This window comes from Butyrivibrio sp. NC2007, assembly GCF_000421405.1.
Taxonomy (GTDB): domain Bacteria; phylum Bacillota; class Clostridia; order Lachnospirales; family Lachnospiraceae; genus Butyrivibrio.
In genome coordinates, this window is record NZ_ATWY01000001.1 from 107549 (window position 1) to 128055 (window position 20507).

Genomic DNA, 20507 nt, shown 5'->3' on the forward strand with positions numbered 1-20507 from the left:
GCTTTCATGATTGGAGCAGAGGCCATAGTAAAATGCCTTGAAAAAGAAAATACTGAGGTAATCTTCGGTTATTCGGGAGTTGCCATTGATCCGTTTTGGAACAAAATTTTAGATTCTGATATAAAGACTGTGCTTATCCGTACAGAGCAGAATGCTGCTCATTGTGCGAGCGGATATGCCAGAATAAGCGGAAAGGTTGGCGTTTGCGCAGTGACTTCAGGCCCCGGTGCAACTAACCTCATTACCGGAATCGCTACTGCATATGCAGATTCAATTCCAATGATCGCCATTACCGGACAGGTTAACAGCGACATGATTGGAAGTGATGTATTCCAGGAAGCAGATATTACCGGCGCTGTAGAGTCATTTGTAAAATACAGCTATCTCATCAGAGATGTAAATGATATTCCCAAGGTGTTTAAGGAAGCTTTCTATATCGCAAGCACCGGCAGAAAAGGTCCTGTACTCATAGATATCCCTTTTGATATCCAGAATGACGAGATGACTGAGAAGTTTGCTTATCCCGAGACCATTTCCATGAGGTCCTATAAGCCTACAGTCAAGGGAAATACTGTACAGATAAAGAAGGTCATTAAGGAAGTTGAAAAAGCCAAAAGGCCTATTATATGCGTTGGCGGAGGCGTACATCTTAGTGGTGCTACACAGGAACTGATCAAATTTGCTGAACTCAATGATGTTCCTGTAGTTTCTACCATGATGGGAATTGGAGCTATGCCTTCTGACCATCCGCTGTTCTTTGGAATGGTAGGAAATAATGGTAAGGCTTATGCCAACAGGGCAATGAATGAGTCCGACCTTCTTTTGATGGTTGGTGCGAGAGTTGCTGACAGAGCTGTGAACAGACCTGATCTGATCACAGAGAACAAAGTAATGGTTCACATTGATGTAGATCCTGCTGAGATTGGAAAGAACGTTGGTCCCACAATTCCTCTGGTTGGTGATATCAAGCATATATTTGCAGAATTCCTTGCACAGGATGATCATGCAGATGACCATAAAGAATGGGTAGAAACATTAAGAAGCTATAAGGAACAGATGATGACCCTTAGAGCTCCTGCTGCAGAAGGCTTTGTTGATCCCGAAGCTTTCATCAGAGCTCTTTCAAGAGCAATGGATGATGATGCAATCTACGTTGCTGACGTAGGTCAGAATCAGATCTGGTCATGCGCATATCATATTGTAAAGAACGGAAGATTCCTGACATCAGGTGGAATGGGAACAATGGGATATTCAATCCCTGCAGCTCTCGGAGGAAAGATAGCTGCACCAAAGAGGCAGGTTGTTGCTGTAATTGGCGACGGAGCATTTCAGATGTCTATGATGGAACTTGCAACCATGCGCCAGTACGGTGTTAAAGTCAAGATAGTTGTCATGAACAACGGTTATCTTGGAATGGTAAGAGAACATCAGCACAACGCATATAATGACAACTATTCCATGGTAAAACTTGAAGGTGATCCTGATCTTTCTCTTATTTCTGCAGCCTACGGTATGGATTATTATAAGGTCGACGGAAACACTGATATGGAGAAAGCTCTTGCTGATTTTCTAAAGGATGACTCCTCAGAACTGATGGAAGTTATGGTTGATCCAATGGCACTTACAAGATAAAAACAGGCAGGTAAAGACTATGAAGAGAATTTACTCGGTTCTTGTAGAAAACAGAGCTGGTGTCCTTTCAAAGGTAGCAGGCCTCTTTTCAAGAAGAAACTTTAATATTGACTCAATGGTAGTGGGAGAGACAGCTGATAAGGCTGTTTCATGCATGACTATTGTGTCAACAGGCGATGAACGCACCATTGAGCAGATTGAGAAGCAGCTAAACAAGAAGATAGATGTCATCAAGGTAAAGACTTTTAAGGAAAGCATGAGTATCAACAGAGAGCTTATGCTTATAAAGGTCAAGTACAACAAGGAAAACAGGCGTGATATCATGGAGAACTGTACCATCATGAACGCCCAGATTGTTGATATGTCCAAAAATATGATGATAATCCAGATTTGTGATACTTCAGACAGAATTGAGGTTTTCATCGAGATGCTAAAGAGTGTAAGCATTGTAGAAATCGCACGCACGGGAACAGTAGCACTTACAAAGTGCAAGGAGCAGTAATATTTTTTGATGACATGGGTCTCCCAGAATGCTGGGAGACCTTATTTTTTACAGCATGAATTTAACAATGTAAAGTGATGAAATATTTTTATTGACTTATGTGTTTCAAGTGGTATAATTTGATTTAAATTGATGAAAAAACAAGCCAAACAATATCAAAATATTAAGAAAATGACTTGATTTTGATTCAATGGAAATCAGCACTTTAAAGTGCTAAAGGTATACGACAGGCACTGAAATTAAAGGCATAATTGGAGAGCGAAAAATGAAAGAATTAAAGAAAAAAGTCTTTCAGCTGATCGTTGATAACAACCCCGGTGTTCTTTCCAGAATATCAGGATTGTTTTCAAGAAGAGGATACAACATCGAGAGTATCACAGCGGGTGTTACGGCAGATCCCAGATTTACCAGAATAACAATTGTAGCATCCGGCGATGATGTCATTCTTGATCAGATTGAGAAACAGGTAGCCAAGCTCGTTGATATCAGAGATATTCACGAACTGCTTCCTGAGGATTCGGTTTACAGAGAGCTTGCTTTGGTCAAGGTAAGAGCTGAGGCAACCAACAGGCAGAGCATACTTGCTACAGCCAATATTTTCAGAGGTAACATTATTGATGTAAGTCCTGATTCACTCATTATCGAGATTACCGGTGGTCAGTCTAAGGTTGATGCATTCCTTAAGCTACTTGAGGGATATGAGATCTTGGAGCTTGCAAGAACAGGTATCGCAGGACTTGGTAGAGGCACAGACAAGGTTATTTACCTTGATGAGTAAGGAATAATATAAAACAAAAATATGGAGGATTTAGTTATGTCACAGGATGCTAGAATTTTTTACCAGGAAGATTGTAATTTATCACTGCTTGAGGGCAAGACCATTGCTATTATAGGTTACGGCTCACAGGGACATGCACATGCACTTAACCTTAAGGATTCAGGATGCAACGTAATCATCGGCCTTTACGAGGGATCAAAGAGTAAGGCTAAGGCTGAGGCTCAGGGACTTAAGGTTTATAATACAGCTGAGGCTGCTAAGATGGCTGATATCATCATGATCCTTATCAACGATGAGAAGCAGGCTAAGATGTACAAAGAGGACATCGAGCCAAACCTTCAGCCGGGCAACATGCTTATGTTTGCTCATGGTTTCAACGTACATTTCGGTCTTATCAAGGCTCCTAAGGATGTTGACGTTGCTATGATCGCTCCTAAGGCTCCCGGACACACAGTAAGAAGTGAGTACCAGGCAGGTAAGGGAACACCTTGTCTTGTTGCTGTTGAGCAGGATGCTACAGGTAAGGCTCTTGACCTTGCACTTGCATATGGTGCAGGAATCGGCGGAGCAAGAGCAGGTCTTCTTGAGACAACATTCAGAACAGAGACAGAGACTGACCTCTTCGGTGAGCAGGCAGTTCTTTGTGGTGGTGTTTGTGCTCTTATGCAGGCCGGATTCGATACACTTGTTGAGGCAGGCTATGATCCAAGAAATGCATACTTCGAGTGCGTACACGAGATGAAGCTCATTGTAGATCTTATCTACCAGTCAGGTTTCGCAGGAATGAGATATTCAATCTCTAACACTGCTGAATACGGCGATTACATAACAGGACCTAAGCTCATCACAGATGAGACCAAGAAGACAATGAAGAAGATCCTTGCAGACATCCAGGACGGAACATTTGCTAAGGAATTCCTGCTTGATATGTCAGAGGCAGGCGGACAGGTTCACTTCCAGGCTATGCGTAAGCTTCATGCTGAGCATCCTTCAGAGAAGATTGGTGCTGAGATCAGAAAGCTCTACAGCTGGAACAATGAGTCTGATAAGCTCATCAACAACTGATTTTCGGACATTTGAAAAAGTCCTGAATTTGGCTTAATATTTAAGAGTGTCATGCAAATGGTACTCTTAATTTTTATCAGGGGAAACAATGAAATGCTGCTTACTAAGGAACTCACTATTAAAGAGAATACGAGTAAAAGGGTGTATGCTCCGATAATAGTCTTTGCCAGCAGCTTTTTGATGTATCTAATAGCAATTCTTCCTATTTTGGTTCAAAGAGGATTACCCTTCTTTTATTACGGCGATTACAATGTTCAGCAGATTCCTTTTTACATTGTTGCCCACAGGGCGGTGAGAAGCGGAGAGCTTTTCTGGAATTGGAATATTGATCTCGGGGGAAGTATGGCCGGAGATTTCTCATTTTATTTATGGGGGAGTCCGTTCTTTTGGCTGACAGTTCTTTTTCCTGAAGGTGCAATTCCATATCTGATGCCTGTGCTTATGGCTCTTAAGTATGCTTTTGCTGCTCTTTGTGCCTACATCTACATCAGAAAATATGTTAAACGAGATGTTTATGCCATGATAGGTGGCTATCTCTTTGCTTTTTCAGGCTTTAATGCATGCAATATAGTATTTAATCACTTTACTGATTCTGTTGCATTTTTCCCGCTTTATCTGCACTTTTTTGACAAGCTGATGGAAGAAAAGACCTTTGATGAAGACGGAAATTTATTCCTTCCGAAGAAGTCATTGATTCGCTTTATTCTAATGACTACATTTATGTCTATAGTCAATTATTATTTCTTCTTCGGACAGGTTCTTTTTCTTCTGATATATTATGTAGTCAAAATCGGAATTAAAAACCACATAAGAGAGAATCTGGTTCTTTTTAACAGAGCGTTACTTGGCGGTATAATAGGTGTTCTTATAGCCGGATTTTTCCTGGTACCTGCTTTTGTAGGTGTGTCCGGAAATACAAGGCTTGATAATTTTATAAGCGGCTATGATATGCTCATCTATCCAAGCGAAAAACTTATCTGGGATATCTTTAAGAGTATGGCCATGCTTCCTGACATTATAGGAAAGGGCACACTCTTTTACACAAGCACAGTTAAAAATGCATCTCTGGCGGCTTACATTCCCATGTTTGGCCTATCAGGTGTTGTTGCCTTTATGCTCTTTGAAGATAAGAAAAAGAGCTGGCAGAAGCATCTTCTTATCGTATGCCTTGTGATTGCGCTTATACCCGTATTCAATTCGGCTTTTTCTTTCTTTAATTCAAGCTACTATGCAAGATGGTTCTATATGCCTGTTCTTATTATGAGCCAGATGACAGCTGTTACAGTTGAGAGGGGTAGGACAAAGGAATTCAAGAAGGGAACTATTTTTGCGGTTTTGTTCTTCCTTTTGTTTGTTCTAATTTATTTCTTGCCAAGTACAGACGAAGACGGAAAAAGAGTATTTTTCAAAATGTCCGATAATAATGCTATTTTTATCAGGGATTTGATTGGGACTGCAGTACTATGTATTTTCCTCATTGTCACCACATTTTTTATCAATAAAAAGAGGAAGATTATAACTTTTTTCCTGGTAGTGATCAGCTGCATTATTGCGACCTATATTCCGGTCAAGAACGGAAGCTCGATAATAAGTGACAGGGGAAAAGAGATGTGGCAGGAGCAGATGCTGGAAAACACTGTCACAGTTGACCTTAGTGATTTCTGCAGAGGTGAAGTCGATTCTACATCAACTAATTACGATATGGTCTGGGGAATTCCGTCGGTTCACTGCTTCCTGAGTACGGTTCCTTCACAAATATTCACGTTTCTTGAAGGCACCGGCAATATAAAGAGAACGGTAGAAACCAATATTCCTGTTGAAAGAGCCGGTTTAAGAGCAATAATTTCAGCAAAATACTATTTCGAAAATGCTGAGATCAGCAAAAACAGGACCTATTATAACGGTGAAGGTACTGATGGTTATCAGTATCTGGACACCCAGAACGGCTTTGATATATTTGAAAATCTCAATTTCATACCTATGGGATTTACTTATGACTACTATATAACTGAGTCGGAATGGAGCGATGTTGAGGCAAAAGAGAGAGATTACGACCTGGCAAGACTCCTTATTCTTCCTAATAAAGTGGCCATGGAAGTCGAAAAGACTGTAGCCATGAAGGAGATTACAGCCGAGGACTTATTTGAGGAGAATATATCATATCTGAAGTTCACGCAGGAATGTGAAAAGAGAAGGCAGACTTCCTGCAGTAGCTTCGAACCAGATACTCATGGATTTACTGCAAGAACAGCTAAGTTAAAAGACGATACCCTTGTATTTTTCTCAGTGCCAAACAGAAAAGGATTCAAGTGCAGAGTTGACGGCAAAAAGACGCAGATATATACAGCAGATTACGGTCTGATGGCAATTCCGGTAAGTAGAGGAGAACACGTTATTAGAGTTGATTACAGACCGGAAGGGCTATTTGCCGGCATACTGATGACAGGTTTTGGACTGTTGTTACTGGCTCTTTATTGCTGCATGTTAAAAATAATCAAGAAAAACGATTAAATTTGTATGTGTTCGTGATTTGTTAGTTATGTTATATTTGCTATAAAGTTTTTGATTTATATTAAGACATCGAAGGAGATTAACGGTATGAGTAAAATGACTATGAGCCAGAAGATACTGGCTTCTCATGCAGGGCTTTCAGAGGTTAGTGCCGGTCAGCTTATTGAGGCGGACCTTGACCTTGTTCTGGGGAATGATATAACAAGCCCTGTGGCAATCAGGGAGATGACCAAGTTTAAGTCTGACAGCGTCTTTGATAAGGACAAGATCGCGCTTGTTCCTGATCATTTCGTTCCTAATAAGGACATCAAATCAGCTGAGAACTGCAAATGCGTTCGTGAATTTGCCAAGAAGAACAACATCACAAACTACTTTGAAGTAGGTCAGATGGGTATTGAACATGCACTTCTTCCTGAGAGTGGACTGACACTTCCCGGTAATGTTATCATCGGAGCAGATTCTCATACCTGCACATACGGTGCACTCGGAGCTTTCTCAACCGGTATCGGTTCTACTGATATGGCAGCCGGAATGGCAACAGGAAAGGCATGGTTTAAGGTCCCTTCAGCCATTAAGTTCAACATTGTCGGTAAACCTTCCAAGTGGGTCAGCGGAAAAGATGTTATCCTCCACATCATCGGAATGATCGGTGTTGACGGAGCTCTCTATAAGTCTATGGAATTCGTTGGCGAAGGAATAAAGAACCTTTCAATGGATGACAGATTTACAATTGCCAATATGGCTATTGAAGCGGGCGGTAAGAACGGAATTTTCCCTGTTGATGAAATTGCTATAGAGTACCTTAAAGAGCATGCGCCGGGTAAGGAATACAAGATATTTGAGGCTGATCCTGATGCTGAATACGACGAAGAGTACACAATTGACCTCAGTGCTTTGAAATCAACAGTTGCATTCCCTCATCTTCCTGAGAATACACATACCTTTGATGAGATCCAAGATACAAAGATAGATCAGGTTGTAATCGGATCATGTACAAACGGACGTCTTAATGACCTTCGCTGTGCAGCTGAGATTTTATCGGGAAGGCACGTTGCAGATGGCATGAGATGCATCATCATCCCCGGAACTCAGAAGATTTACCTGCAGGCAATGCAGGAGGGGCTTTTAAAGACTTTTATAGAGGCCGGAGCAATTGTTTCAACACCTACATGCGGACCATGTCTTGGCGGATACATGGGAATTCTTGCGTCGGGCGAGAGATGCGTATCTACAACAAACAGAAACTTTGTTGGAAGAATGGGCGCAATTGATTCTGAGATTTATCTGGCTTCACCGGCTGTTGCAGCAGCAAGCGCTGTCACAGGTAAGATTTCCGAGCCAAGTGAGCTTGGACTTTAAGGAGGATTAGAGATGAAAGCTGCAAAGGGAACAGTTTTTAAATATGGAGATAATGTTGATACAGACGTAATTATTCCTGCGAGATATCTTGCCATTTCTGATGCAAAAGAACTTGCGACTCACTGTATGGAAGATATCGACAAAGACTTTGTAAATAATGTAAAGGCAGGAGACATCATTGTGGCCGATAAGAACTTCGGCTGTGGCTCATCAAGAGAACATGCGCCTCTTGTTATCAAAACAGCGGGCGTTAGTTGCGTTATCGCAAAGAGCTTTGCCCGTATCTTTTACAGAAATGCCATTAACATCGGACTTCCCATCATTGAATGTGTGGAAGCTGCAGAGAATATCAAGGCTGGAGATATCGTTTCAATTGACTTTGACACAGGCATCATAACTGATGAAACAACGGGAGAAACCTTTAAGGGCCAGGCTTTTCCTGAGTTCATGCAGAAGATCATAGATTCGGAAGGACTGATCAACTACATTAATAAAAAATAATGATAATAATGATTAAAAGATGATAAAAATTGAGCGTTACGGCGATAAAACCGTAGCGCTCTTTTTGGATTTGTTTTATTATATTAGTAAGTATCATTTTTTGACACTAAATTGGAGGGTGGCTATGGATTACAGTAAACTGATAAGTGATTTGCAGGAATTGTTCGATCATGATTATAAGTATGCTGAGTGGAATGTTGTGAGTGAAGATATACTTAGGGATGATGATACACCCACTGAGATTCTTGATAAGCTCTATGAACTGGATAAGACAAATCTTGCTGCTCTGAGGGGAATATCTGCACATCCCAACGCATCTGAGGATATTCTTGAACTTCTTTCCATAGACATGAATGATGCTGTACGCTGGGGAGTAGCGGAAAATGCCAATACTTCCACACGTATCCTGGAGAGGCTATCAGTTGACGAGAGCGATGTCATCAGATACAGGGTCGCCAAGAATAAGAATACTCCGGCTGAATCAATAGCCAAACTTTCTTCTGATGCCAGTGAGGTGGTCAGAAGTGGAGTCGCAGGCAATCCCAGTACTCCTTCAGCTGTTCTTGATAAGCTTTCAAATGATGCTGAAGATGTTGTGAGGCTTGCTGTTGCTGAGAATCCAGGGACTTCCGCATTAGTTCTGGATAGACTTGCAAAAGACACTGTAGAGGATGTCAGGGCAGCGGTAGCCGCCAATAGAGGAACTTCGGAATCAACATTCACAGTCCTGGCCAGGGACAGGTCTGCAGTGGTTCGTGAGAATGTTGCAAAAAATACAAACGCTCCCTTCACAGTATTAAATGCTCTTTTGGGAGATCTGGATACCAGCGTAAGAGGAGCTGTTGCTGAGAATCCGGGGACCTCCACAGAGCTTTTAGAGAAGCTCTCTCAGGATGTTAAGCAATCAATCCGCTCGGCGGTTGCTCAAAACAGCAATGTCACGGATTCTATCCTGAAACGTCTGTCGGAAGATGATGACGGCTATGTGAGAAAGGCTGTTGCCAGAAATGAGAGAACTCCTGAACTGGTCCTTAAGAAACTTGCTAAGGATGAGGACTGGAGAGTCTGTGAGAGCATAGCAATGAACACTAAAACACCTGACAATGTTCTTGAGTATCTTGCAGGCTACAATGATACATATGTAAGAAAAGCAGTTGCAAGCAACATGAGTACTCCTCAGATAGCACTGGGAAAGCTTGCTCAGGATGAAGAGTGGCTTGTTCGTGAAAATGTGGCTAAGAATCCAAGCGCACCGGTGGACACACTTGTGAACCTTAAAAATGACAGCGACTGGCGCGTTGCAAAACTTATCACCAAAAATCCCGGTATGACCGAGGAGGCTTTGATTCAGATTACCGGTGATGCCAAGTTCCGTATAAGGTATAAGGCTTATATAGCTCTTCTAAAGAGGGTAAAAAATAATTGATAACAGGAGCGCAGATGACCGGCAGAGAACCCTTAACAATGGAAAACAAAAAGTTGATACATATCATATATTATGTACTTTCTTTTTTGATTCCTGCAGTTATTATGATGGGGGCTCTTGCCGGTCTTGAAGTTACGCCCTTTGGTGATAACTCCCTTGCTATTTCTGATGGAAATGCCCTGTATCTTAATTATGTTGGATATGTAAGCAAAGTCTTGAAAGGACAGGAGGGGATCCTGTATTCCTTTACTAAGGGACTTGGCGCTAACATGATGGGATCATGGGGCTGGTTTTTGCTAAATCCCCTGTTTGCGCTTTTTGCTTTTACGGATGTCACTAACTATATGCAAATGTACACTTATATTTCCGTGCTAAGCTTTAGTCTCTGCGGGCTTACGATGTACATCATGCTTAAAGACTTTTATGGACACAAGGCCGATAACCTGATTTTCTCAACAGCCTATGCCATGAATGGATTTCTTGTGGCCAATGTATTTCAGATTAATTTCTTTGTGGACATCCCTGTCCTTCCTATCATGGTGATGGGACTGAGACGGATCTTAAAGGGCAAAAGCCCTGTCATTTATACTGTCGCCCTGGCTTATGGCCTGTTCATGAATTTCTATTTTGGCTTTATGTTATGCGTGGCATCACTTCTGTTTTTCCTTGTTTATTTTTTGATAGAGTGGAAAAATCTGGAAAATAGAAAAACAGTAGCTATCAGATATGTAGTATCGTCCGGACTGGCAGGGATGATGTCTGCAATTGTATGGCTTCCGGCATTGTTGTCTTTAAGGGGAGGGCGCCTGGATCAGTCTTTGACTAACGCTATAACCTTTAAAGAGAATATGCCATTTCTGGATATATTCTCCAAACTCTTTATAGGTGCTAATTCAACATCGGAGCTCGTTAACGGCCTTCCAAATATATTTGTGGGTATCTTCCCTGTTTTTCTTGTTATTCTTTTCTTCATGAACCGTAGCATATCTGTTTCAAAGAAAAAGGCTGCTGTAATTCTTCTTGTGTTTTATTTGTTATCTTTTTATGTCACAGCATTTAACATCGCAATGCATGGTGGAACTGTGACTAACTGGTTCAACTATCGTGATTCCTTCATTTTCTGCTTTATCGTGCTTTTGATTGCTGTTGAAGAGTGGCAGTATTTTGCTGATGAGCCCCGGAAAAACATAAAACGAGCTCTTGTTATATTTGTTGTTGCTTCGCTGATGGTGTTCAACAAAAAGTTCGACTATGTAAGCGGCACTATGGTGCTTTTGGGCCTGGCGATTCTTGCCCTGATAATTTTAGCCTTTTATATGCACCAAATAGATCCTGCGAAGAACACTGTTCGTATGCTTACAATGGTTGTTCTGGTAATGATGTGCCTGGATCAGTACCTTAACTATTATTTCAGTGTAAAGAACATTATGGAATGGGGACATAAGGAGACTGAATATCAGGAGGTGGTACTTCCTGTAAGTGCACTGGTGGATGCTGTTCATGGATATGACAAAAGCTTCTACCGTATGGAAGTTGGAGAGCAGCGCTCCGGAACACTTGGCAATGACCCAATGCTCTACGGTTATTATGGAGTAAGCCACGGAGGCTCCGATGACAGGGATTTTGTGAGACTTTCATTAAGTGAACTTGGAGTTCACAGGTTCAATATGCGCAATAATTATGCTAGAGGAGTAAGTTCTGCAACAGATTCACTTTTGGGACTAAAGTATCTGATTTCAAAAGACGATATACAATCTGAAAAGGGTTATGAAAAACTTGTAAATATCGGAGAGTATTCCATATATAAAAATCCCTATGTACTGCCTGTTGGAATGGTGGTTAATAAGGATATTGAGGATGTTTCTATAAACATCGAGGATGTCTTCGACAATCTGAATAATACCTGGTCAGCTATTAGTGGCAGTGATGAAAAGGTCTTTGTAGAGGAAGAGAACATAGACTTTAGCAGTCATAATATCACTGATCCTATCACTCTGAGCAGCATAGAAGCAGGTAAGATAGTTGCATCAAGAGATGAGAAGTTAAGTCTTCAAGATTCTGATGACAGCTCACCTGTTTCGGGGGATAACAGTTCTGAAAATATCTTACCGGAAACTGTCTCCAAGAATGCTGATGAAACCTGGGCTACGAGTCAGGAGGAGCCGGAAAACACCAATTACATTAAGTTTTCATTTACTGCAGGACGTGATGGTGCAGTTTACTCTTATAACAGATCCGGAATGACGGAAGATAACGGTTCTATACCACATGCGCTTAATTATGAAGGTTATTACCACAAGGGTGATGAAGTTATCGGATATATTCCGATAGAAGGTTCTGTTATAACCAAATATCTGCTGGAAGAAGTGGCCGGGCGTTTTAGAATTGCATATCTTGACGAGGATGTACTTTCAAAAATGAGCAGTATGATCCTTGATAGGCCATCTACAGTAGAAAAGCATGGCGGAAGAATGCTAAGGGGGACGTTTACTGCAGGTAATGATCAGAAGCTCATGTTTACAATCCCCTATGACGAGGGATGGAGTCTGAAAATAGATGGAACAGAGATAAAACCCGAGAAGGTTCTTGATGTATTTATGGCAGTGGATGCCACCCCCGGTGAACATTTCTTTGAAATGAAATATGTACCAATCGGTTTAAGGGAAGGCGCAATAATTTCTTCATTTGGATTGATCTTGACTATCACACTTTCGCTTAGAAATGTGAAAAGAAGATAAGTTTATGATGCTATAAATTTTATATTTTATTTTCAAAGTATTGTAATTTTTTAATTGATATGACGTAAAATACAATATAAAATTATTATAGATATTGAACGGATTGTTGCTGGCTTTCCGTTACAATTTACACGTACTTCTGCGATTGTTAGAAGTACCCAAAAACAAAAAATAATCAAGATGAAGGGAGAATGGAACAATGTACAAGTTAAAAGAGAGAAAAGGTTTTACATTAGCTGAGCTGCTCATCGTAGTAGCTATTATTGCAGTGCTGGTTGCAATCGCTATTCCTGTGTTTACTAAACAGCTGGAGAAGAGCCGTGAGGCAACTGATATCGCAAATGTTCGTTCCGCTTATGCACAGTGCGTAACGAAAGTTTTGACTGAGGGTTCTGATGCAAGTATGACAGTTAAAGTAAACCAGAAGAATTCTGGCTGGGAAACCGGCAACGAAGGAACACTTGTTGTTCAGACAGAGGGTACAGAGTCTGTATATAGTTATGACGCTAAGACTTCTGGAAGTTACACGGTAACTGTAACCACATCTGGAAGTGTTACTGTAAATTGATGCAGGTTATAGCATTTCAATAACTACATATTTTGTAAACATTTTGTTTTATTCCCTTTCTGGACCATGGTCCAGAAAGGGGAGTAAAAAATCACCTTAGCAAGCATCTGTTCTTCTTGGTAAGATCAGATGGTCTTGCTGAGGATATTTTGGTTTTTTGAAAATGTAATTAAAACTTAACATGAAAACTTAAATATTCGAACCGGCAAAGGGGGACAACATGGCTAAGAGGAAAATTGGGGAGCTACTGATTGAACGTGGACTTTTGACCGACAGCGAGCTTGAATTTGCACTTGATATGCAAAAACTCACGCATGAGAAATTGGGTGAGGTCCTCATAAACAACAAGATCGTCACACCCGAGAATATAGCCCAGACTCTGGCCAGTCAGCTGGATGTGGACTATGTGGATCTCAACAAGAGAACCATCCCTACCGATTTAATGCGAATTGTCAGGAGGAATACCGCCAGACAGAATCATCTCATTCCTGTTCAGAAGGATGGAGATACTCTTTATGTTGCAATGGAGGATCCTCTTAATTACTTTGCCATGGACGAGGTGAGAAAGGCCACCAATTTAAGGGTCGTTCCTCTCATCGCTACACAGGCTGCTGTTGAGCATGCCATAAATTCTCTTTACGGCAATGAGACTGCCAACAAGGCTATTGCCGATTTTAAAAAAGAGCAGAAGGATGATGAAGATCAGTCTGAAGCTCTTACTAACTTTGACTTTATCATTTCATCAAATGTGATCAGTGGAGATGCCGAGAGTGCGCCCACCATCCGTCTGGTAAATTCCATTATAGAGCGCGCTGTTCAGGAGCGTGCTTCTGATATCCATTTCGAGCCCAGAGAGAACGATATGGATGTTCGAATGCGTATAGACGGCATTATGAGGGAAATCCTCACAGTGCCTAAAAATATCACGGCTTCAGTTATCGCCAGAGTAAAGACAATGTCCGGAATGGACGTTGCTGAGAAGAGAGTCCCACAGGACGGGCGTTTTGCTGCAAGCGTTCTAAACAAAAGTATCGACATGCGTGTATCTACTCTTCCCATAGCCTGGGGTGAGAAGATAGTATGCCGTCTTCTTGACAAATCCAACACAAACATTGATAAAGAAATGCTGGGACTCAGACCTGATGATATGGAGAAGTATGAGAAACTAATCCATTACAAGAACGGTGTTATGCTCCTTGTAGGTCCTACCGGTTCAGGTAAGACCACAACCATGTATGCCATGCTCAATGAGCTTAATACAAGGGACGTGAACCTTGTAACCTTGGAGGATCCTATTGAGTATAACCTTGACGGTCTTAACCAGGTACAGATCAATCCCAAGACCAACATGACATTTGCGAACGGTCTTCGTGCCATACTTCGTCAGGACCCGGATATCGTATCCGTAGGTGAGATCCGTGACGGTGAGACTGCCGAGATCTGTATGAGAGCAGCACTCACGGGACGTTTTGTAATCAGTACCATCCATACCAATGATGCAGTTGGTGCTATTGACCGTCTGATCGATATCGGTGTTGAACCTTATCTTGTTTCGGCTACTCTCAGGGGAGTTATATCCCAGAGACTGATAAGGCGTATATGCCCTTACTGCGGCGAAGAGTATGAACCTCAGAGAGATGAGGTGGAGAGGCTCAATCTCAAGATGCAGCCCGGTATGAAATTCAGATACGGCAAGGGCTGTCAGCACTGCTACAACACCGGTTATTCCGGGCGAATAGCAGTATTTGAGATCATGCTGATAACACCAGAGGTAAGGGAGCTGATCTATAAGAATGCAGGAAGAAAGGCTATAGAAGAAGAACTTTACAAGACGGGCAACTTCGTATCCCTTAAGGATGCCGGAGCAAAGCTTGTCCTGGAGGGTATTACCACAGCTTATGAAGTTATGAGAATAACCAACGAGAATGACTAAAGCTTAAACGGGGGATATGTCATGACAAGTATTGAAGAGCTGGTAAGAAGAGCAAAAGAAGAAGGAGCTTCCGACATCCATATTATATGCGGACTTCCGCCCAAGTACAGAAAAGACGGAGAGTTGGAGGATATGGAAGATAGCGTGGTCACAGAAGATGACTGTCTTGATATAGCAAGACAGCTCTCTAAGACTGATGAAGCCTATGAGGAACTGATGACCACAGGAGAACTTGATGCTGCCGATACCTTCGCAGACAATCGCTGCCGTATCCATCTGTTTAAACAGCAGGGGGTTCCAAGTCTTGCCCTCCGTATTCTGTCTGAGCGCATCCCTGAGCTTTCTACACTTGGCATTCCTATCGCAGTTATGGAACTTCCAAAACTCCATAAAGGGATAGTTCTTGTGACTGGAGAGACAGGTTCAGGTAAATCAACAACCCTGGCGGCAATACTTGATAATATCAACCACAACTACAAGCGTCATATCGTGACTCTTGAAGACCCTATAGAGTATATGTACAAACCTGATCTGTGCGCCATTAATCAGCGCGAGGTCGGGAAAGATACCCAGAGTTTTGCAATGGGACTGAGGGCATCCCTTCGTGAGGATCCAAACGTCATTCTCATCGGTGAAATGCGTGACAGAGACACAATAGAAACAGCCATTACAGCAGCTGAGACCGGACACCTTGTGTTCGGAACACTTCATACTGGATCTGCATCGGATTCCATAGATCGTATGGTACAGGTATTTCCCGAGGCTGCCCAGCAGCAGATAAGGCTCCAACTCTCCATGGTCCTTCAGGCTGTACTGACACAGCAGCTGATCCAGAAAAAGGGCGGTGGAAGAGTCCTTGCAGCTGAATATATGATAGTTACCGATGCCATAAGGAACCTTATCAGAACAGGAAATACTCCGCAGATTGCCAATGCTGTTGCTACCAGTGCCGAGATAGGCGGACAGACCATGGACCAAGCGCTTGTAATGCTGGTGCGGAAGGGACTGATCACAAGAGACAATGCACTGCATTATGCTGTAAACAAAGACTACGTCACACGACACATGATGTAAACGGGGGGTAACATAAGTGAACAGCTATAAGTATACAGCTCTTTCAGCTACAGGTGAAAAGATTGACGGAATGATCGAGGCGGTTGACCGGCTTGATGCTTCCTCAAAGATAAGACAGCAGTACAGCATGATCCTTGATATCAAGGAGATCAAAGGGGTAGGGGCACTTCCCGGGTTCCTCAACATGGACATCGGAGGCAATAAGCTCAATAACAAGGAGTTTACTCTGATGTGCAGTCAGCTTGCCACTGTTCTTTCCGCAGGAATACCTATCTCCAGAGCCATAAGACTTATAGGAGATAAGGTTTCAGACAAGACTCTTAAGAGGATCCTCACCCAGGCAGGTGAAGATGTTGAAGCGGGTCGTACGGTTTCCTCATCCTTTGAGGAACATGGAGGCAATCTCTTTCCCGTTACTTTTATAGAGACCATAAGGGCAGGAGAGGCTGCCGGTGACCTTGCCGGAGCCTTTGATTCCATGGCAAGACACTTTAACAAACAGGCCAAGATGGGTGCCAAGGTTAGAGCAGCAATGGGGTATCCTCTTTTCGTACTTGCTGTAGCGGTAGTTGTTGTAATGGTACTTATGGTCAGGGTTGTTCCCACATTTACGGCAATCTTCAATGACCTTGGAGGAGAACTTCCGCTGATGACCAGGATGCTCATCGGAATATCCAATTTTTTCAAGGATAATATCCTCTACATGATCTTGATCATTGCGGTGTTAATTTTGGCTTACATCCTGTATAAGAGAACCCCTAAGGGAGAAATGAATCTTGCAAGACTGCAGCTCAAGCTCCCTGTTCTTGGCAATATTGCTGAGCTCAATGCCGCAAGTCTTTTTGCCAACACCATGGCTACCATGATAGGAGCAGGACTTCCCGTAACAAGGGCAGTACAGATAACCAGTCAGGTTATGACGAATTTGCTTTTCAAGGAAAAGGTGGCGGGTATGGTGACCAGGATTGAGGAAGGTCGTACAATACTTGATTCCATGAGAGAGACAGAAATCATGCCTGACATATTGTGTGATATGGTGGGTGTCGGTGAAGAGACCGGTGAAATGAAGCACACTCTTGATCTGACTGCGGAGTATTATGACAACGAGCTTGAACAGGCAATTCAGAGTGCAATTTCAAAGCTGGAGCCTGGGCTTCTGATCTTCATTGCTATCGTAGCAGGATTTATTGTAATAGCTATCTACATGTCAATGTTCAGCATGTATTCAAGCATGTGATCATAAATATTATTGAAGCGCACAACAAGGATTAGGGGGACAAAAGAAATTGCTGATCTATTACGGAGTATGCGCAGGTCTACTGGGGCTGATCTTCGGTTCCTTCCTGAATTGTACGGCTATGCGCATAGTAAGAGGAGAGGATTTTGTAAAGGGGAGAAGCCACTGCATGAGCTGTGGTCATGAGCTCTTTGCACCGGATCTGATACCTTTGTTCAGCTACCTGGTGCACAAAGGGAGATGCAGATACTGCAAGGCCAAGATATCTGTAAGATATCCAATCACTGAATTTGTATTTATGCTCTTCAGCTTGGGACTTTATGTAGCATTTATAGGCTTTGGATTTGGACCCTATATAACATTTTTTAAGTATTGGTTTCTGACCGGGTGTCTATATCTGATAGCTCTTACGGATCTTGAATCCTTTGATATACCTGACGGAGCGCTTTTACTGGGAGGTGTTTCCTGGGTTATCTTCACAGCTTTAGAGGTGATGATGGGAGTGCATGATCTGAAATGGGCGTTTCATCATCTGCTTGCAGGCCTGATAATCGGCGGAGCGATGCTTCTGATAAGCCTTATCATGGACAAGATACTTGGAAGGGACAGCCTGGGTGGAGGCGACATAAAGCTGTATGCATTGCTTGGACTTTACCTAGGATACGCAGGCAGTTATGAACTCATCATATTGTCCTGCCTGTTGGGACTACTGTATGCAGGGGCCAGGAAGATCCTTCTTCCGACGGCATCGAAAGAATTTCCTTTCGGACCTGCTATAGCACTTGGCGGATATATTCTCCTGATCTTTGGGGATGCGCTTACAGGCTGGTATTTGGGACTTTTGACATAAAGAACATAAAAGTATATTGCAAGGGGAAAACAAATGGCAAAAACTGATGGAATTCTTGGAATTGATGTAAGACATGGTAAACTTTCTCTTTCTATCATCAGGGGCGGCAAGATCAACAAAACCGTCTGGGTGGACGTACCCGGCAACATTGTAGATGATTATAAGATCCTGTCAGAGAATCTTTTTTCTGAGTTTCTCAAGGACAAGATGAAGGAATACAAGATTAAAGCCAAAAAGGCTGTTGTTGTCATATCTGACACCGATCTTGTCATCCGCAGCTTCAGCATGCCTGCCATGGATGATTCGCAGCTGAAACTGAATGTGCCCTTTGAATTCAGCGACTTCATCTCCGGGGATATGAAGGAGTATATCTTCGATTATGTTAAAAGAGATGCAAGACCTGAGGATGCTTCGGGACAGGTGAATCTGATCGCTTATGCTGTTCGTGTGGAATATATCAGGAAAGTCGGCGAAGCCTTGAGAAATGCAGGTCTTAAACTTGAAAGAGCCGTTCCTGAGACTATTTGCTATGAAACACTCCTTGAGAGCCTCAGTGATCCTGAGGATGCTAATAAAGAGAGGTGTTTTCTTGATATTGGCACAAACCATATCACCATGCGCATATTCAGAGATGGGGACTACAGGCTCAGCCATATCATTGATTTAGGCGAAAATAAAATAATTCAATCTATTGCGGATGAACTAAACTGTGACGTCAATTTAGCCGAAACATATTTAAGAAGTAACTATCAGGATTGCCAGAACTGCCAAGGTGCTGTTAATGCCTACAAGGATATCTCTCTGGAGATCATAAAGGGCCTTAATTATTACGATATGTCCGATGCCACCTCCAAGCTCAAGGATGTGGTACTCTGTGGCCCGGGAGCAATGACAGGTCCGCTGGTAGCTCTTTTGCAGGAAAGAATTGATAAGTCGGTTTACACCATACAGGATATGTTCCCGGGTGGTGAAAACAATGCCGACCTGAATGTGACATCACCTTCAGTCATAGCGCTTACCAGTGCTGCAAACGGGATAGGTATACTTGAGAGCGCTGCGTATACCGATGTTAAAAAGACTGATTGGAAGCTTGTGCTCCTGGGAGCAATTGCAGCTGTTGCTGTAGTTGTCCTTGCAGTAAAGGTAGGTATACTTGACAAGTATAACGAGCTGGTAAGGTCACAGGCTTATGAGGCTGAGCTTCAGGCCAAGGTGAATGCAGATACCCTGTTCATTAAACAGGCTGAGGAACTCTCTGTTGAGTATTATCACTACACCTGGGATGACATGACTGAAGAAGAAAAAGGAAGAGTCAGCCGCGTGGATGTGGCAAACCTGGCTGATTTCATCGTAAGTCAGGGAGTATCTGTAAGATCAATTAACCTTAAAGAGAAGACACTGGTTGTTGGTGTTACCGGAGATTCTCTTAATACCATGAGTAAACTTACTGCAGCACTGACAGATCTTGATATAGTTGAGAGCTGTTCCCTCTCCATGGCGCAGAAAGAAAGCGCAGAGGATACAAATACAAGCGTACCGGTATCTTCAACATCTTCTGATGAGGAGGTGGCTGAGGAGGATTACGCAGTCGAGACTGTTGACCTGAACAGCGTCGTGAATGCTGAGATCAACATCTATCTGACAACGCTTAATTCAGAAGAGAGGGGAGGAGAACAATGAATATTTTAACCAGAAAGTTTTCGACAAGAGAAAAAATACTGTTGTCTGTACTTGTAATTATCATTGTGGCAGCACTTTATTATATGTTCATCTATCAGCCTCTGACTGCAAGTTTGAATAATTCAAAGTCAAATGCCCAAGCTCTTGAGCAACAGCTTGTTGCACTTGATATAAAGGTTGAACAGATTAAAAACATGCAGAAGTCCATTGAGGAATATGCAGACAACGGACATATCGTCAGCATCATGCCCAGCTATAATGCAGGCAAGCAGGAACTTGTATTTTTGAACAGCACTCTGGCAGCTTCAGAGGATTATTATGTTGGTTTTACAAACATCACAAGACAGGGAAATCAGATCCGAAGAGAGTTTTCATTGAAGTTTACCGTGGATCGTTACAGCGATGCCGAGAATATCATAAACATTCTCGAGCACAGTGATCTTCGGTGTCTTATCAGTGATTTCTCTGTTAAACCTGTGGAGCAGGACGGCAGAGTTGAAACCGATGAAGTGGAGGCTAACTGCGTGGCAACCTTCTATGAGACAATGTTTGGTGGAGTTGCTGATGCTGAGCTTCCGCCTGATTCTGCCAAGGAGCAGGAGGAGGCCATAGGCACATACGAGTATGAGCCGGGCTCCCTCGGTAATTAGTGG

At 42.5% G+C, this 20507-nt stretch carries 16 protein-coding genes; all 16 read left to right on the forward strand.

Annotated features, from left to right (window positions below; translation table 11 throughout):
• The first annotated feature begins 6 nt into the window (after positions 1-6).
• The 16 genes from ilvB to gspM all read left to right on the forward strand — a co-directional run bounded on the left by ilvB (position 7) and on the right by gspM (position 20504).
• Positions 7-1632 (forward strand): biosynthetic-type acetolactate synthase large subunit, encoded by a 1626-nt coding sequence (gene ilvB / locus G632_RS0100425; RefSeq protein WP_022767059.1) that lies wholly within the window; start codon positions 7-9, stop codon positions 1630-1632.
• Between the two features lie 19 nt (positions 1633-1651).
• A complete protein-coding gene (gene ilvN / locus G632_RS0100430) occupies positions 1652-2134 on the forward strand; it encodes an acetolactate synthase small subunit (protein WP_022767060.1) in 483 nt (160 codons plus the stop codon).
• Positions 2135-2399: 265 nt separating this feature from the next.
• Positions 2400-2912: an acetolactate synthase small subunit gene (gene ilvN, locus G632_RS0100435; RefSeq protein ID WP_022767061.1), complete on the forward strand. Its 513-nt coding sequence runs from the start codon at positions 2400-2402 to the stop codon at positions 2910-2912.
• Between the two features lie 36 nt (positions 2913-2948).
• Positions 2949-3977 carry a ketol-acid reductoisomerase gene (gene ilvC / locus G632_RS0100440; RefSeq protein WP_022767062.1) on the forward strand — a complete coding sequence of 343 codons (1029 nt, stop codon included), beginning with the start codon at positions 2949-2951 and terminating at the stop codon, positions 3975-3977.
• Positions 3978-4070: 93 nt separating this feature from the next.
• Positions 4071-6488: a YfhO family protein gene (locus tag G632_RS0100445; protein ID WP_022767063.1), complete on the forward strand. Its 2418-nt coding sequence runs from the start codon at positions 4071-4073 to the stop codon at positions 6486-6488.
• A gap of 87 nt (positions 6489-6575) precedes the next feature.
• Entirely contained in the window at positions 6576-7847 is a 1272-nt protein-coding gene (gene leuC, locus G632_RS0100450; RefSeq protein WP_022767064.1) for a 3-isopropylmalate dehydratase large subunit, read from the forward strand.
• A 12-nt stretch (positions 7848-7859) separates the two neighbouring features.
• Entirely contained in the window at positions 7860-8348 is a 489-nt protein-coding gene (gene leuD, locus G632_RS0100455; protein WP_022767065.1) for a 3-isopropylmalate dehydratase small subunit, read from the forward strand.
• A 124-nt stretch (positions 8349-8472) separates the two neighbouring features.
• Positions 8473-9774, forward strand: a complete 1302-nt coding sequence (locus G632_RS0100460) for a hypothetical protein (protein ID WP_022767066.1) — start codon at positions 8473-8475, stop codon at positions 9772-9774.
• A gap of 38 nt (positions 9775-9812) precedes the next feature.
• A complete protein-coding gene (locus G632_RS0100465) occupies positions 9813-12512 on the forward strand; it encodes a YfhO family protein (RefSeq protein WP_196802258.1) in 2700 nt (899 codons plus the stop codon).
• Between the two features lie 199 nt (positions 12513-12711).
• On the forward strand, positions 12712-13080 hold the full coding sequence (locus G632_RS20785; RefSeq protein WP_022767068.1) for a type IV pilin protein: 369 nt from the start codon (positions 12712-12714) through the stop codon (positions 13078-13080).
• 220 nt (positions 13081-13300) lie between these two features.
• On the forward strand, positions 13301-15013 hold the full coding sequence (locus tag G632_RS0100475) for a GspE/PulE family protein (RefSeq protein ID WP_022767069.1): 1713 nt from the start codon (positions 13301-13303) through the stop codon (positions 15011-15013).
• 21 nt (positions 15014-15034) lie between these two features.
• Positions 15035-16087: a type IV pilus twitching motility protein PilT gene (locus G632_RS0100480; protein WP_022767070.1), complete on the forward strand. Its 1053-nt coding sequence runs from the start codon at positions 15035-15037 to the stop codon at positions 16085-16087.
• Positions 16088-16103: 16 nt separating this feature from the next.
• Positions 16104-17324, forward strand: a complete 1221-nt coding sequence (locus tag G632_RS0100485) for a type II secretion system F family protein (protein ID WP_022767071.1) — start codon at positions 16104-16106, stop codon at positions 17322-17324.
• 49 nt (positions 17325-17373) lie between these two features.
• Positions 17374-18174: a prepilin peptidase gene (locus G632_RS0100490; RefSeq protein ID WP_022767072.1), complete on the forward strand. Its 801-nt coding sequence runs from the start codon at positions 17374-17376 to the stop codon at positions 18172-18174.
• Between the two features lie 33 nt (positions 18175-18207).
• Entirely contained in the window at positions 18208-19854 is a 1647-nt protein-coding gene (pilM, locus tag G632_RS0100495; protein WP_022767073.1) for a pilus assembly protein PilM, read from the forward strand.
• Complete coding sequence (gene gspM, locus G632_RS0100500; protein ID WP_022767074.1) at positions 19851-20504, forward strand: type II secretion system protein GspM; 654 nt, start codon at positions 19851-19853, stop codon at positions 20502-20504. Before pilM ends, gspM begins: the two co-directional genes overlap by 4 nt.
• The last annotated feature ends 3 nt before the right edge of the window (positions 20505-20507 follow it).